The sequence below is a fragment of the Enterobacter quasimori genome (assembly GCF_018597345.1).
GTDB lineage: Bacteria > Pseudomonadota > Gammaproteobacteria > Enterobacterales > Enterobacteriaceae > Enterobacter > Enterobacter mori.
On the sequence record NZ_JAHEVU010000004.1, the window covers coordinates 231,925 to 244,914 of the forward strand.

Annotated in this window: 14 protein-coding genes and 3 tRNA genes; 8 read left to right on the forward strand and 9 right to left on the reverse strand. The window is 55.0% G+C overall.

Going from position 1 to position 12,990, the window contains the following annotated elements; genetic code table 11:
* Positions 1 to 37: 37 nt before the first annotated feature.
* The gene (locus tag KK102_RS16690) at positions 38 to 1,585 is read left to right on the forward strand and encodes a YjjI family glycine radical enzyme (RefSeq protein ID WP_216358043.1); all 1,548 of its coding nucleotides are present in this window, start codon (positions 38 to 40) and stop codon (positions 1,583 to 1,585) included.
* Positions 1,560 to 2,420 carry a YjjW family glycine radical enzyme activase gene (locus tag KK102_RS16695; RefSeq protein WP_216358044.1) on the forward strand — a complete coding sequence of 287 codons (861 nt, stop codon included), beginning with the start codon at positions 1,560 to 1,562 and terminating at the stop codon, positions 2,418 to 2,420. Before KK102_RS16690 ends, KK102_RS16695 begins: the two co-directional genes overlap by 26 nt.
* On the opposite strand, the gene KK102_RS16700 is transcribed toward KK102_RS16695, so the two are convergent.
* The 8 genes from KK102_RS16700 to KK102_RS16735 form a co-directional block, all read right to left on the reverse strand.
* The gene (locus tag KK102_RS16700; RefSeq protein WP_126545164.1) at positions 2,415 to 3,197 is read right to left on the reverse strand and encodes a TatD family hydrolase; all 783 of its coding nucleotides are present in this window, start codon (positions 3,195 to 3,197) and stop codon (positions 2,415 to 2,417) included. The two genes, KK102_RS16695 and KK102_RS16700, sit on opposite strands and share 6 nt — an antisense overlap.
* A complete protein-coding gene (locus tag KK102_RS16705) occupies positions 3,194 to 4,246 on the reverse strand; it encodes a patatin-like phospholipase family protein (RefSeq protein WP_108417145.1) in 1,053 nt (350 codons plus the stop codon). The genes KK102_RS16700 and KK102_RS16705 overlap by 4 nt, the downstream gene beginning before the upstream one ends.
* Before the next feature lie 122 nt (positions 4,247 to 4,368).
* Positions 4,369 to 4,530 (reverse strand): DUF1328 domain-containing protein, encoded by a 162-nt coding sequence (locus KK102_RS16710; RefSeq protein WP_003856556.1) that lies wholly within the window; start codon positions 4,528 to 4,530, stop codon positions 4,369 to 4,371.
* Between the two features lie 127 nt (positions 4,531 to 4,657).
* On the reverse strand, positions 4,658 to 5,275 hold the full coding sequence (osmY, locus tag KK102_RS16715; protein ID WP_126545165.1) for a molecular chaperone OsmY: 618 nt from the start codon (positions 5,273 to 5,275) through the stop codon (positions 4,658 to 4,660).
* A gap of 304 nt (positions 5,276 to 5,579) precedes the next feature.
* Positions 5,580 to 7,169, reverse strand: coding sequence for a peptide chain release factor 3 (prfC, locus tag KK102_RS16720; RefSeq protein ID WP_126545166.1), 1,590 nt, complete (start codon positions 7,167 to 7,169; stop codon positions 5,580 to 5,582).
* A 91-nt stretch (positions 7,170 to 7,260) separates the two neighbouring features.
* Positions 7,261 to 7,938, reverse strand: coding sequence for a pyrimidine 5'-nucleotidase (yjjG, locus tag KK102_RS16725; RefSeq protein ID WP_126545167.1), 678 nt, complete (start codon positions 7,936 to 7,938; stop codon positions 7,261 to 7,263).
* A gap of 20 nt (positions 7,939 to 7,958) precedes the next feature.
* Positions 7,959 to 8,402, reverse strand: coding sequence for a ribosomal protein S18-alanine N-acetyltransferase (gene rimI / locus KK102_RS16730; RefSeq protein WP_042716490.1), 444 nt, complete (start codon positions 8,400 to 8,402; stop codon positions 7,959 to 7,961).
* Positions 8,371 to 8,784 (reverse strand): DNA polymerase III subunit psi, encoded by a 414-nt coding sequence (locus tag KK102_RS16735; RefSeq protein WP_126545168.1) that lies wholly within the window; start codon positions 8,782 to 8,784, stop codon positions 8,371 to 8,373. Before KK102_RS16735 ends, rimI begins: the two co-directional genes overlap by 32 nt.
* A gap of 102 nt (positions 8,785 to 8,886) precedes the next feature.
* On the opposite strand from KK102_RS16735, the gene rsmC reads away from it, so the two are divergent.
* The 4 genes from rsmC (at position 8,887) to KK102_RS16755 (ending at position 10,411) form a co-directional block, all read left to right on the forward strand.
* Positions 8,887 to 9,915, forward strand: coding sequence for a 16S rRNA (guanine(1207)-N(2))-methyltransferase RsmC (gene rsmC / locus KK102_RS16740; RefSeq protein ID WP_039265277.1), 1,029 nt, complete (start codon positions 8,887 to 8,889; stop codon positions 9,913 to 9,915).
* 174 nt (positions 9,916 to 10,089) lie between these two features.
* Positions 10,090 to 10,176: transfer RNA gene (locus KK102_RS16745), tRNA-Leu, on the forward strand.
* Positions 10,177 to 10,204: 28 nt separating this feature from the next.
* Positions 10,205 to 10,291 (forward strand) — tRNA-Leu (locus KK102_RS16750).
* Positions 10,292 to 10,324: 33 nt separating this feature from the next.
* Positions 10,325 to 10,411 (forward strand) — tRNA-Leu (locus KK102_RS16755).
* Between the two features lie 39 nt (positions 10,412 to 10,450).
* Here the strand turns inward: KK102_RS16755 and KK102_RS16760 are convergent.
* Positions 10,451 to 10,720, reverse strand: coding sequence for a DUF1435 domain-containing protein (locus tag KK102_RS16760; RefSeq protein WP_216358045.1), 270 nt, complete (start codon positions 10,718 to 10,720; stop codon positions 10,451 to 10,453).
* Between the two features lie 216 nt (positions 10,721 to 10,936).
* Here KK102_RS16760 and KK102_RS16765 point away from each other — a divergent pair, with 216 nt between their 5' ends.
* Positions 10,937 to 12,001, forward strand: coding sequence for a GGDEF domain-containing protein (locus KK102_RS16765; RefSeq protein ID WP_126545170.1), 1,065 nt, complete (start codon positions 10,937 to 10,939; stop codon positions 11,999 to 12,001).
* 91 nt (positions 12,002 to 12,092) lie between these two features.
* Complete coding sequence (gene fhuF, locus KK102_RS16770) at positions 12,093 to 12,881, forward strand: siderophore-iron reductase FhuF (RefSeq protein WP_126545171.1); 789 nt, start codon at positions 12,093 to 12,095, stop codon at positions 12,879 to 12,881.
* The last annotated feature ends 109 nt before the right edge of the window (positions 12,882 to 12,990 follow it).

The window sequence follows — 12,990 nt, forward strand, 5'->3', positions numbered from 1 at the left end:
TCTGTTCATCATCCGCAGAATACTAAAGGAAGCGCACATGCCCCACTCCAGCCTCGACGCCCTGCAACAACGTTGCCAGCACATTGTGACAAGCCCGGTGTTAACGCCTGAGCAAAAACGTCATTTTCTGGCGCTGGAAGCGGAAAACGATCTGCCCTATCCCGCCCTGCCGCAGGCGGCACGCGCCGCGCTGGACGAGGGTTTTATCTGCGACATGTTCGAAGGCCATGCGCCTTACAAACCGCGCTACGTTCTGCCGGATTATGAAAAATTCCTGGCTAACGGTTCAGAATGGCTGGAGCTGGAAGGGGCGAAAGACCTGGATGACGCCCTCTCGCTGTTAACCATCCTGTATCACCATGTTCCGTCCGTCACATCCATGCCCGTCTATCTGGGCCAGCTGGATGCAATTCTGAATCCATATGTTAGAATTCTAACACAAGAAGAGATCGATAGCCGAATAAAACGTTTCTGGCGCTATCTCGACAGAACCCTGCCAGATGCCTTTATGCACGCCAATATCGGCCCGGCGGATACGCCCGTCACCCGTGCCATTCTGCGCGCTGACGCAGAGCTGAAACAGGTCGCGCCGAATCTGACCTTTATCTACGATCCCGATATCACCCCGGACGATTTGCTGCTTGAGGTGGCGAAAAACATATGTGAATGCAGTAAACCGCATGTTTCCAATGGTCCGGTGAATGATAAAATTTTCACAAAAGGTCGCTATGGTGTGGTGAGTTGTTACAACTCTCTGCCGCTTGCAGGCGGTGGCAGTACCCTTGTACGCCTTAACCTTAAGGCCATTGCCGAATACAGCGCTTCTGCCGAAGACTTCTTTACCCGCACGCTCCCGCACTACTGCCAGCAGCAAATCGCCATCATCGATGCGCGCTGCAATTTCCTGTATGCGCAATCTGGCTTCTTTGAGAATAGCTTCCTGGTGAAGGAGGGGCTGATTGCTGCCGATCGGTTTGTGCCGATGTTTGGCATGTACGGTCTGGCGGAAGCGGTGAACGTGCTCTGCGAGAAGGAAGGCATCGAGGGCCGTTACGGTAAAGACGAACAGGCTAACGCGCTGGGGTATCGCATCAGCGAGCAGCTCGCGGCATTCGTTGAAAACACGCCGGTTAAACACGGCTGGAAGCGTCGCGCGATGCTGCATGCGCAGTCGGGGATCAGTTCTGATTCCGGCACCACGCCGGGCGCGCGTCTGCCCTACGGCGACGAGCCGGATCCCATCAGCCATCTGCTAGCCGTTGCGCCGCATCACAAACACTATCACGCCGGGATCAGCGATATTCTCACCCTGGAGGAGACGGTCAAACGCAATCCTCAGGCGGTGGTTCAACTTTGCCTCGGCGCGTTCAGGGCCGGTATGCGTGAATTCACTGCTAACGTGGCGGGTAACGATCTGGTGCGCGTCACTGGCTATATGGTGCGAATATCGGATCTGGAGAAATACCGGGAAGCGGGATCGCGCACCAACACCACGTGGCTGGGGGAAGAAGCCGCACGCAATACCCGCATTCTGGAACGTCAGCCGCGCGTGATAAGCCATGAACAGCAGATGCGCTTTAGTTAGTCAGGTCATCCCTTTTTCCTGCGTAGACGGGCCGGGCAGTCGCCTGGCGCTGTTCCTGCAGGGCTGTAATCTGCGCTGCAAAACCTGCCACAACCCGTGGACGATCGGCCGCTGCAACGACTGCGGCGACTGCGTGCCCCACTGCCCGCACGACGCGCTGACCATGCAGGCCGGGCGCGTATGGTGGCAGGAGAGCGACTGCCAGCAGTGTGATACCTGCCTTCACCTCTGCCAGCAGCAGGCAACGCCCATGGCGCACCGCTTCAGCGTGGAGGAGATCCTCTCCCGGGTTCGCAAATCCGCCCCTTTTATCGAAGGGATCACCGTGAGCGGCGGTGAAGCCACCACGCAATTGCCGTTTTTGATTGCCCTGTTCACCGCGATCAAAGCCGATCCCGCCCTGCGCCACCTGACCTGTCTGGTCGACAGCAACGGTCTGTTAAGCGAAACCGGCTGGCAAAAGCTGCTGCCGGTACTGGATGGCGCGATGCTGGATCTCAAGGCGTGGGGGAACGAGCATCACCGCTTCCTGACCGGGCGCGAAAACCCGCAGATTAAGCAGAGCATTCGCTGGCTGGCGGATCGCCACCGTTTGACGGAACTCCGCTTATTGGTCATCCCAGAGCATTGTGATTATCTGGAACATCTCAAACCGCTGACGACATTCATTCACGGGCTTGGAAACATTCCTGTGCGAATCAATGCATTTCGCGCCCACGGCGTTTATGGTGAGGCGGCGTCATGGCGTAGCGCGACGCCGGAGGACGTGGAACCGCTGGCTGTGGCGCTGGAAGAAAAGCGGATCGCCGTGATCCGCCCGTCGCTCTATCTATAGGGTGATGCCAAATAGCGTACGCGTGTTCTCAAGCAGCGCATCGGCAATCACCGCCGCTGGCTCCGGACGCAGTTCACAGAGCGTAGTAAACACGCGTGCCGCCTGTTCAGGACGATTAGGCTGCCCCTGAAAACCGTTTAGCGGCATATCGGGGGCATCCGTTTCCAGCAGCAGCGCCGACAGCGGCAGCTGTGCCATCACGTCACGGGTTTTACTGGCGCGCGGATAGGTAATGGTGCCACCCACACCAATTTTGTAGCCCAGCTCGATAAAACGCTGCGCCTGCTGCAGGCTTCCGGAGAAACCGTGCACGACGCCCCTGCGCGGCAGATCGATGCGTTTCAGGTGCATCGCCAGCTTATCGTGCGTGCGTCTCGAATGGAGGATCACCGGCAGATCGTGACGCTTCGCCAGCCTGAGCTGCGCGTCGAGGATCGTCTGCTGGCGCTCAAACTGCGGGTTCTCGCGATAAAGATCGAGGCCGATCTCACCGATGGCAACCAGCTTCTTCTCAGCCGTTTGCAAAACGGCGTCCAGGCTGTCGAGATGTTCGTCCAGGTGATGTTCTATGACGATAGGATGGAGACCCAGCGCGGCATACAGCGCGTCGTGACGGCGGGCGAGTTCGAGAACGCGCTCGAAATACGCCGCTTCAATCGCGGGCACAATAATCGCGTCGACGCCCGCCCGTGCGGCGCGATCGATGCTCGGCACCTCGTCGCCGGTGAAGGGTGGAAAATCAAAGTGACAATGGGTATCGACAAAGCGGTGCGTCACGCCAGATCCTCGTTATCCAGTGGAACATCGTTCGCCTGGGGAATATCCACCAGCGGCATGGTCAGCGGGTCGTTGGCAACAATCGCAGGCGGGGTGATAATGCGTTTATGCCGATGCAGAGGCGGCTGTTCCGCCAGCATTTTCCCCACCGTCGCCAGGAAGTAACGTCCGCACAGTCGTCCCGTTTTGTAATCCATGCGCAGCGCAGGAATACGGCTGCCAAGCGCCATGCTTAGCAGCGGCTTAGGCGGATAAATTTCGAAGATACGCAATTTTCCCGGCGGTTTTTCAATGAAGCGCTGCATCGCGCCGTAGGTGGTTTCATGCTGCTTCGCGATGTTCACCAGCGGCTGCAGGCTGCTGTCGCCCAGCCAGCGCTCCATGCGTTTGAACCACTGCGGCGTGTAATACATTTGCGACGGTACGGTTCGGATCACCACGATGGTTTTCGCCCCGCGTCGGGCGGCCTCCTGTACCGGCACCGCGTCACTGATCCCACCGTCCAGATAGCTGATGCCATCCAGCAGCGCACCGGTTCGATAAAAACCGGGAATCGCGCTGGAGGCGCGGATAATATCCAGCCAGTTCTCTTTCTGCGGCGAAAAGTAACCCGGCGAATAATCATCGCCCCGGCTGGCGCACATCCAGAACTCTTTTCCGGCATCAAACAGACGGGCGGCGGTGTCCATCGCCAGCGGCATCTGACTGGATGTGGAATCCAACAGCCAGTCGAGATCGATCAGGTTCCCGCCGCGTACGAAGCGCACCGGATTAAAAAATTCTTTTGCCGTGGTGTAGCGCATAATCACTTTGCGCGCGTAGCCGGGCTGATTGCAGACATAAGCGGAGAGGTTCTGTGCCCCGGCAGAGGTACCGAAGTAGAGGTCAAACGGGTTGAACTGCGCGCGCATAAATTCGTCCAGCACGCCCGCTGTGAAAATGCCGCGCTGGCCACCACCTTCACAAACCAGTGCAAGTTGACCCGTGCGGAACGGTTTTAACGTCAGCGGCGCAATATTGCCGAGCGTAACGGGAATTCGCTGCCCCACCTCTGCCTTCCTGTTTTCATTATTGTGTTCAGACACAGTAACGCCATCCCATCAGGTTCTCAAACGAGAAAAAGCCAGTCACGAGGACTGGCTTTAGTTTGTTTATGAAATATTGCGTTTTGCTAAGGACGGCGTCGACCCGTAAACAGGCTGACCAGGAACAGAATAATACCCACAACGAAGACAATTTTAGCTGCCCATGCCGCAGTACCCGCCAATCCACCAAAGCCCAAAGCGGCGGCAATTAACGCGATAACCAGAAATATAATGCCCCAACGAAACATAAGCCTCTCCTTTACCATAGTTAATGTCGGCCGCTAAACGTGAGCACTCAGGTCACTCACCGGCGTTTTTCCAGAGTCGTTCTTATTTCGCCCGCAGGTCTCAGCCAGACGGGCGAATGGTGAAGATTTACTTCGCTTTCAGATCGTTTTTAACGCTTTTCACACCATCAATCGCTTTCGCAATAGATTCGGCACGTTCAATTTGTGCCTGAGAATCAACCGTGCCGGAAAGCTGCACCACACCATCAGTGGTTTCCACTTTCACCTTACGGGATGGCACGATGTCATCTGCTAACAGTTTAGCTTTGATTTCACTGGTGGTTGCCGCATCCCCGGCATAACCCTTCACGGAGGTGTCTTTAGCGTCGCGAACGTGCAGCTTATCGCTAACCGATGCGACACCTTCGACTCCCTTGGCCACGCTAACAGCCTTTTCGGCCTGGGCCTGGCTTTCCACGAACCCGCTCAGGGTGACGACTTTCTTGTCGGTCTTAACCGAAATATCGGTGCTCTTGATGGCTTCATCATCCACCAGTGCGGCTTTCACTTTTGCTGTGATTGAGCTGTCATCCATGAAATTACCGACTTTATTCATAGAGCTATCGATTTTTTCCCCTGCGGTGTTGGCAGTGGACTGTGCTTTATCCATGGTGCTGCTTTCCGCCAGGGCAGAACCGCTAACCAGAACGCTACCCAGAGTCACCGCCAGCAGAGTTTTAGAAATCTTAAGTCTTGTCATATTCATCGATGTATTCCTGTGTTTTGCCCGTCATTCGAGCGACAAACTTCCTTTATTACTAGTTTTATATTTCGCGAATAAGCACGCGGGTGAAATGGAGAACCTAAAGTCATGCATTGAACAGTTTATTCATCCACGCCCGGTGCTAAACACTGAGTTAAATATAGATCACTCTCACAGTGTCGCTTTCAGAATCGGATAGAAAATGCGCAAAAGGCGTGAAATTGCCGTGAATTAAGAACATTCCGCAAGGGATTAATAAGACAGGAATTAAAGAAGAGCACGGCAGCAGCCGTGCTCTGAGGGGGGATTAGTGCTCGCGGGTTTTGCGGAACTGAACGTCAGGATAACGTTCCTGCGTCAGGTTCAGGTTTACCATGGTTGGGGCGATATAGGTCAGGTTATCGCCGCCATCCAGCGCCAGCTGGATCTCATTCTTACGCTTAAATTCTTCGAATTTCTTCACGTCAGCACACTCAACCCAGCGCGCGGTAGCGACGTTCACCGACTCGTAAATCGCTTCCACGTTGTATTCGCTCTTAAGACGCGCAACCACCACGTCGAACTGCAGCACGCCGACCGCGCCCACGATCAGATCGTTGTTGGCGATTGGACGGAACACCTGCACGGCACCCTCTTCGGAGAGCTGAACCAGGCCTTTCAGCAGCTGTTTCTGCTTCAGCGGGTCGCGCAGGCGAATACGGCGGAACAGCTCCGGTGCGAAGTTCGGAATACCGGTGAATTTCATCATTTCACCCTGAGTGAAGGTATCACCGATCTGGATGGTGCCGTGGTTATGCAGACCAATGATATCGCCCGGATAGGCTTCTTCAACGTGTGAACGATCGCCCGCCATAAAGGTCAGCGCGTCGGAGATGACAACGTCTTTCCCGATGCGCACCTGGCGCAGCTTCATGCCCTTTTCATACTTACCGGACACTACGCGCATAAAGGCCACACGGTCGCGGTGTTTCGGATCCATGTTGGCCTGAATTTTAAACACGAAGCCGGTGAACTTCTCTTCCTGCGCTTCCACTTCACGCGTGTCGGTTTTACGCGGCATCGGACGCGGCGCCCACTCCACCAGACCGTCCAGCATGTGGTCAACGCCGAAGTTACCCAGTGCGGTACCGAAGAAGACCGGGGTGATTTCACCGCTCAGGAACAGCTCTTTGTCGAACTCGTGCGACGCGCCCTTCACCAGCTCCAGCTCGTCGCGCAGCTGCGCGGCCAGCTCTTCGCCAACCGCCGCGTCCAGATCCGGGTTGTCCAGACCTTTAACAATACGCACTTCCTGAATGGTGTGGCCTTTACCGGTCTGATACAGGTAGGTTTCGTCTTTATAGAGGTGGTAAACGCCTTTGAACAGCTTACCGCAGCCAATCGGCCAGGTAATGGGCGCACAGGCGATCTTCAGCTCGTTTTCCACTTCATCCATCAGCTCCATCGGATCGCGGATGTCACGGTCGAGTTTGTTCATGAAGGTGAGGATCGGCGTATCGCGCAGACGGGTGACTTCCATCAGCTTACGGGTACGATCTTCTACCCCTTTCGCGGCGTCGATCACCATCAAACAGCAGTCAACCGCCGTCAGGGTACGGTAGGTATCTTCGGAGAAGTCTTCGTGACCCGGGGTGTCCAGCAGGTTCACCAGGCAATCGTGATACGGGAACTGCATCACGGAGGTGGTAATCGAAATACCACGCTGCTTTTCCATCTCCATCCAGTCAGATTTTGCGTGCTGGCTGGAGCCACGGCCTTTTACGGTACCCGCAGTCTGGATCGCCTGTCCGAACAGCAACACCTTCTCGGTGATGGTCGTTTTACCGGCGTCCGGGTGCGAGATAATGGCAAAAGTGCGGCGCTTGGCCACCTCTTGCAGATAAGGAGACAACGTCATAATTAAATCTTCTTTTATAAGCGCGGCAGCACGCCACGCATCATGGAATACAAAATTGCGGCTATTTTACCCATCAATAGGGGGCAGGCAATCATTGTTTACACAGGAGCTGCTCCAGTTCGTTCAATGACGTGACGGTCCAGGTCGGCTCGATGCCTTCCGGCTGCACGCGACCATGCGCATTCAACCAGACCGTCGACAGGCCGGAGTTGATGCCGCCAAGAATATCAGACTCTGCGGTATCCCCCACCATCAGAACGCGATCGCGGTCAGGATTGCCGGCCTGCGTCAGCGCGTAGTCAAAAATACGCGGGTCCGGCTTCGGCACGCCCACCTCTTCGGAGATCACCAGCGCGTCGAAATAATCGCGCAGGCCGGTGCGCTCGAGGCGGATCTGCTGCAGGGCGGTAAAGCCGTTGGTGATGATCCCCAGTTTCGCCTTGCCTTTCAACGCATTCAGCAGGGAAACCGCGCCCGGCAGCGGCGCGCAGATATCCGCCATCGCGTTCAGAAACGCCTCGTTCAGCGTCCCCGGACTGACCTTCAAGCGTTCCGCCCAGACGTCAAAGCGCTGGTGCTGAAGCTGTAACGCAGTGATGGCACCGTTCTGGTAATCCACCCACAGCGGCTTGTTCACCGCCTGATAGTCCTGAAAATCTTCAGCGGTGAAGGTCACGCTATAGTCGAGAAACATCCGCTGCAGGCCGCCGAACGAATCGAACGTAAACAGCGTTTCGTCGGCATCAAAGAAAATCCAGTCCCATTTCATCGTTACAACCTTATTTTTTATTATCCAATCGGCAGGGCCATTATGATGGCGTCTTCACGTCCCTCTGCGGTGGGGTAGTAGTTACGGCGGATTGTCGCCTCGTTAAAGCCTAAGCTTTCATAGAGCGCGATGGCGGCGACATTCGACGCGCGCACCTCCAGCCACAGGGTGAAAACGTCACGGGTTTCGAGCTCACGGATGAGGTGCTCGAGCAGTTCTCTTCCCAGCCCACGGCGCTGGAACGCAGGATCAACCGCGATATTAAACAGCGTCGCCTCATCAAGAACAACCTGGGTAATCGCGAACGCGGCCAGGGTGCCGTCAACGTCCAGGCGGTAGTTCAGATACCGTTCACCCTGATTGCTGGCGAAGGTTTTTTCGCTCCACGGAAAGGCGTGGGCGCGTGTTTCAATCGCGAACGCTGTGGTCAGGTCAGACGTCGTGAGGGAAGAAATCGTGTTCATAGTCGCAGATTTGTTGCCATAGCGCGCTTCGCGCTTTTGGGTTGGCTTTCAGTTCGTCCAGCGCTGGCGAGCAGATCTGGCTCCCCTGGAGGGGGATCTCGTTTGTCTCTCCGATACGCCAGCTATTACAGCGGCTATCAGGAGGCAGCATCGCGACACGCTCTGGCGTCAGCGGTAAAACCTGGTCGGCCGTCAGCTTCAGGCTGCGAAGGACATCACCGATAAGGGGTTCATTCAGTGCAGGCAGTTCTTCCGCCACCATCACCAGCCGAACGTGCGCAGGGATGGAAATGGCGATTTCGCCCTGCAACGCCGTCGGGCGACGCAAGGCCCACTGGGTGATGCCCAGCTGCTGCAACTGCCAGTCTCGTCGGGATGTCATAGGGAAAACTCCTGTCTCTCAGGCGCGCAAATATAGCAAATGTGTCGAAAGTGCGCCATCTACCTACTATAATCCCCGCCTGAGTTTATTGAGGAACAATTCATGTCTGCATTTACCCCGGCAAGTGAAGTCTTGCTGCGCCACAGTGATGATTTCGAAGAAAGCCGTATTCTGTTTGCCGGAGATATGCAGGATGACCTGCCCGCGCGTTTCGACTGTGCTGAAAGCCGTGCTCATACGCAATATTACCACCACTGGCAGGTGCTGAGCCGTCAGATGGGCGAGCGCGCGCGCTTTAGCCTGGTGGCGGAGCAGAGCGATATCGCCGACTGCGATACGCTGATTTACTACTGGCCGAAGAATAAACCGGAAGCCCAGTTCCAGCTGATGAACCTGCTCTCCCTGCTGCCGGTCGGCTGCGATATTTTCGTGGTAGGAGAGAACCGCAGCGGCGTGCGTAGCGCTGAACAGCTGCTGGAAGGCTACGCGCCGCTGAACAAAGTCGACAGCGCTCGCCGCTGTGGTCTGTACCATGGCCGTCTGGAAAAACAGACAACGTTTGATGCGCAGGCATACTGGGACGAGTACCAGCTTGACGGCCTGACCATCAAAACGCTGCCGGGCGTGTTCAGCCGTGACGCGCTGGATACGGGCAGCAAGCTGCTGCTTTCCACCCTGACGCCGCACACCAAAGGCAAAGTGCTGGACGTGGGCTGCGGCGCGGGCGTGCTCTCTACCGTGCTCGCCAGCCATTCGCCAAAGGTGCGCTTAACCCTGTGTGACGTCAGCGCCCCGGCGGTTGAAGCCAGCCGCGCAACGCTTGCCGCAAACGGCATTGAAGGCGAGGTGATTGCCAGCAACGTCTTCTCTGACATTACCGGTCGATTCGACATGATCATCTCTAACCCGCCGTTCCACGACGGGATGGAGACCAGCCTGGAAGCGGCACAAACGCTGATCCGTGGTGCGGTCCGTCACCTCAACAGCGGCGGCGAGCTGCGTATCGTTGCGAACGCCTTCCTGGCGTACCCGAAAGTGCTGGACGAAACCTTTGGCTTCCACGAAGTGATCGCCCAGACCGGCCGCTTTAAGGTCTACCGCACCGTCATGACGCGTCAGGCGAAGAAATAGTTCGCCATGCAATGCAGGCCGGATAAGCGCAAGCGCCATCCGGCAAGCAGGCGTCTCAGTTCCGGCCATTTTTGCAGCAATCAATAAAAGGTGCGCACTTTTCAGTTGACGTAAAGCTGAAAACATCTAGAATGCGCCTCCGTGGTTACGATACTTTTACAGTATCGATGGTATGCGAAGGTGGCGGAATTGGTAGACGCGCTAGCTTCAGGTGTTAGTGTCCTTACGGATGTGGGGGTTCGAGTCCCCCCCCTCGCACCATAAATCACGTTGATATTGCTCGCACTGGGCGAAGGTGGCGGAATTGGTAGACGCGCTAGCTTCAGGTGTTAGTGTCCTTACGGATGTGGGGGTTCGAGTCCCCCCCCTCGCACCAACGAGGCGATATCAAAAAAAGTAAGATGACTGTGCGAAGGTGGCGGAATTGGTAGACGCGCTAGCTTCAGGTGTTAGTGTCCTTACGGATGTGGGGGTTCGAGTCCCCCCCCTCGCACCAATTATCTTACGTTCCTCTGCAGTCCCTCTTGTTTTCCCGTTATTTCAAACTCATCAGAATTACCAGTATTCCACTGACCAGCGCAACGCATGAAGGCAGCAGCACAAAGTGCCGTAATTGCTTATGCCAGATCATCCCTGACGTGACTAACAGCCCGGAAACAATCATGGCTTTCCAGATATCGATGGAGAGATCGGCGAACAGCAGACCGCCAATCATTGCCCCAGGCAGCAACACTCCCCAACCACTTCCCAGCGCTTTGCTCAACATGGTTTGCCCTTTCGCAGCAATAATGATAACCAATATCATATGATAACAATTATCATTTGTCAGCATTCATCATCAAAATCCATCGACCTTTACCTTTCCCATAATGACAGGAAATGTCTAAGGTGATAAATTGCTCATCTGTTAAATCCCTATAAAGATTTTCTGATAATTACTATTCATCTTTTTTGCTTTTACTATTTTCTAACGACACCTATTCATTTGTTTTAATTAAATATTAATAAAAAAAGCATTACTATGACATCACAATCCTGGCGGTCTTTGGTCAACAGCAAATATCAATTATCTTTACGTTTATTTCTCTTTCTGAACGCAGCCTCAGCGGTGTTCTCGGTAACAAACCCGCTCTATTCTTTACGCCTGTTCTCGTTCCCTCTGGTGGCTATTTTTATTCTCAGCACGGGGTTGTTCGCCTGGCACTGGAAAGAGAGAAGCCGGAAAATCAATATTCCCGTCGTTTCAGCGATCTTCGGTATTTTGTGGGCCTGGCAAATTGTCTCGAAATTTTCGTTAATTACGCACGATCGAGCGACCTATTTAGTCATGGCACTTTTGACGGTACTTTTTATTGGCTCCCTGGCATTTGCCAGTAATATCAAGGCATTTACCCTTCATTCATTACCCGCCTTTATTGCCTGCCTGTGGTTAGGCAGTCATGAAAGCTGGCTGAGAATGATCTACTCTTTTGCCCTCCCGGTGGCGGCGATTGGCATACACAGCATCCTGCAAAAACGTAACGATCGCTTTGCTCAGACGCTTCTTTCCCAACTCCTGGAAGAACGCGAGACGCTTTCCGATCTCAGCATGATGGATCCGCTCACCGGCCTGTATAACCGTCGCGGCCTGCAAAGCCGACTGGAGAACCTGCCGAGAGTCGATAACGGTGAACACTTCGTTCTGCTGCTGGATATCGACCATTTTAAAGCATACAACGACCATTACGGCCACATGATGGGCGACCAGGCGCTGATCCGCGTCTCAGCGGCGATCCGTGATGCCGTACGCTCACGTGATATCGTCGCGCGCTTTGGCGGTGAGGAGTTTATGGTATTGCTGACGAGCATCTCGCTCGATCATGCCCGCCAGACGGCCGAGCGCATCCGCCAGAAGGTCTACGATTTAAAAATCCCGCATATGTTCAACGAAAGCGTGGCAACGAACGTCACCATCAGCATCGGTATTGCCATCTATGATGACGATGACCCGGAAGGTGCACTGGCGAAAGCGGATAAAGCCCTCTACGAAGCGAAGCACATGGGGCGTAATAACATCCTCCTCAGCGACGAGTTGCAGACAGCTTAATCCCGACATCCCACATTCAGGACAAAAGGCTTGCGATCGTTTTTATCTATAGTTAGGATTGACAATCATTATCATTTAGATTCCTATCCTTATGGCGACACGTACCGCACAAGCCGTTGACTCACTTCTCTGGCGAGCCCCTCTCTCCACAGGGAACGCTACGCTTGCGGATGCTATTCGGGACAGGATTGCCGATACCCGCGCCCATCTGCTGGATTTTATCAAGCTGGATGAGCCTCACCCGCATAACACCATGACGCTTGCCGAATGGCAGCGTCCTGCAGAACGCCAGTCGCTGCTGGCGGCGTATTCTGACCATATCTATCGCAATCAACCGACCCTGGCGCGGGAAAATAAACCCCTGCTCTCTCTTTGGGCGCAATGGTATATCGGATTGATGGTCCCGCCGATCATGGTGGCCTTGTTAACCCAGGACGCGATGCTGGATCTCTCCCCGGAACATTTCCACGTTGAGTTCCATGAAACCGGGCGTGCGGCCTGCTTTTGGATTGACGTTCACGAAGATATGCGTGCCGGGCAACGCTCGGCTCAGGAGCGCATGGAACAGCTCATCACTCAGGCATTGATGCCGGTAATTGACGTGCTTGAACAGACGGGAGAAATTAATGGAAAGCTTATCTGGAGTAATACCGGTTATCTGATCCACTGGTATTTGACAGAGATGAAACCGCTGCTGGGCGATGAGAAAGTGGATGCCCTGCGCCAGTCCTGTTTCTTTGCAAAACAGCTTTCTGATGGGCGGGATAACCCGTTGTTCCGTACCGTCGTCCCGCGTGACGGCCTTCTGGTGCGTCGGACCTGCTGTCAGCGCAATCGCCTGCCAGATGTTCAGCAGTGCGGAGATTGCACGCTGAAGTAGTGCCGTTAATTGCCCGGTATCGCTTCGCTTACCTGGCCTACAGACATTGGCCCGGCCTGATGCTCTCACCCTGTCCCTCTCCCACAGGGAGAGGGAACAAACACTAGAA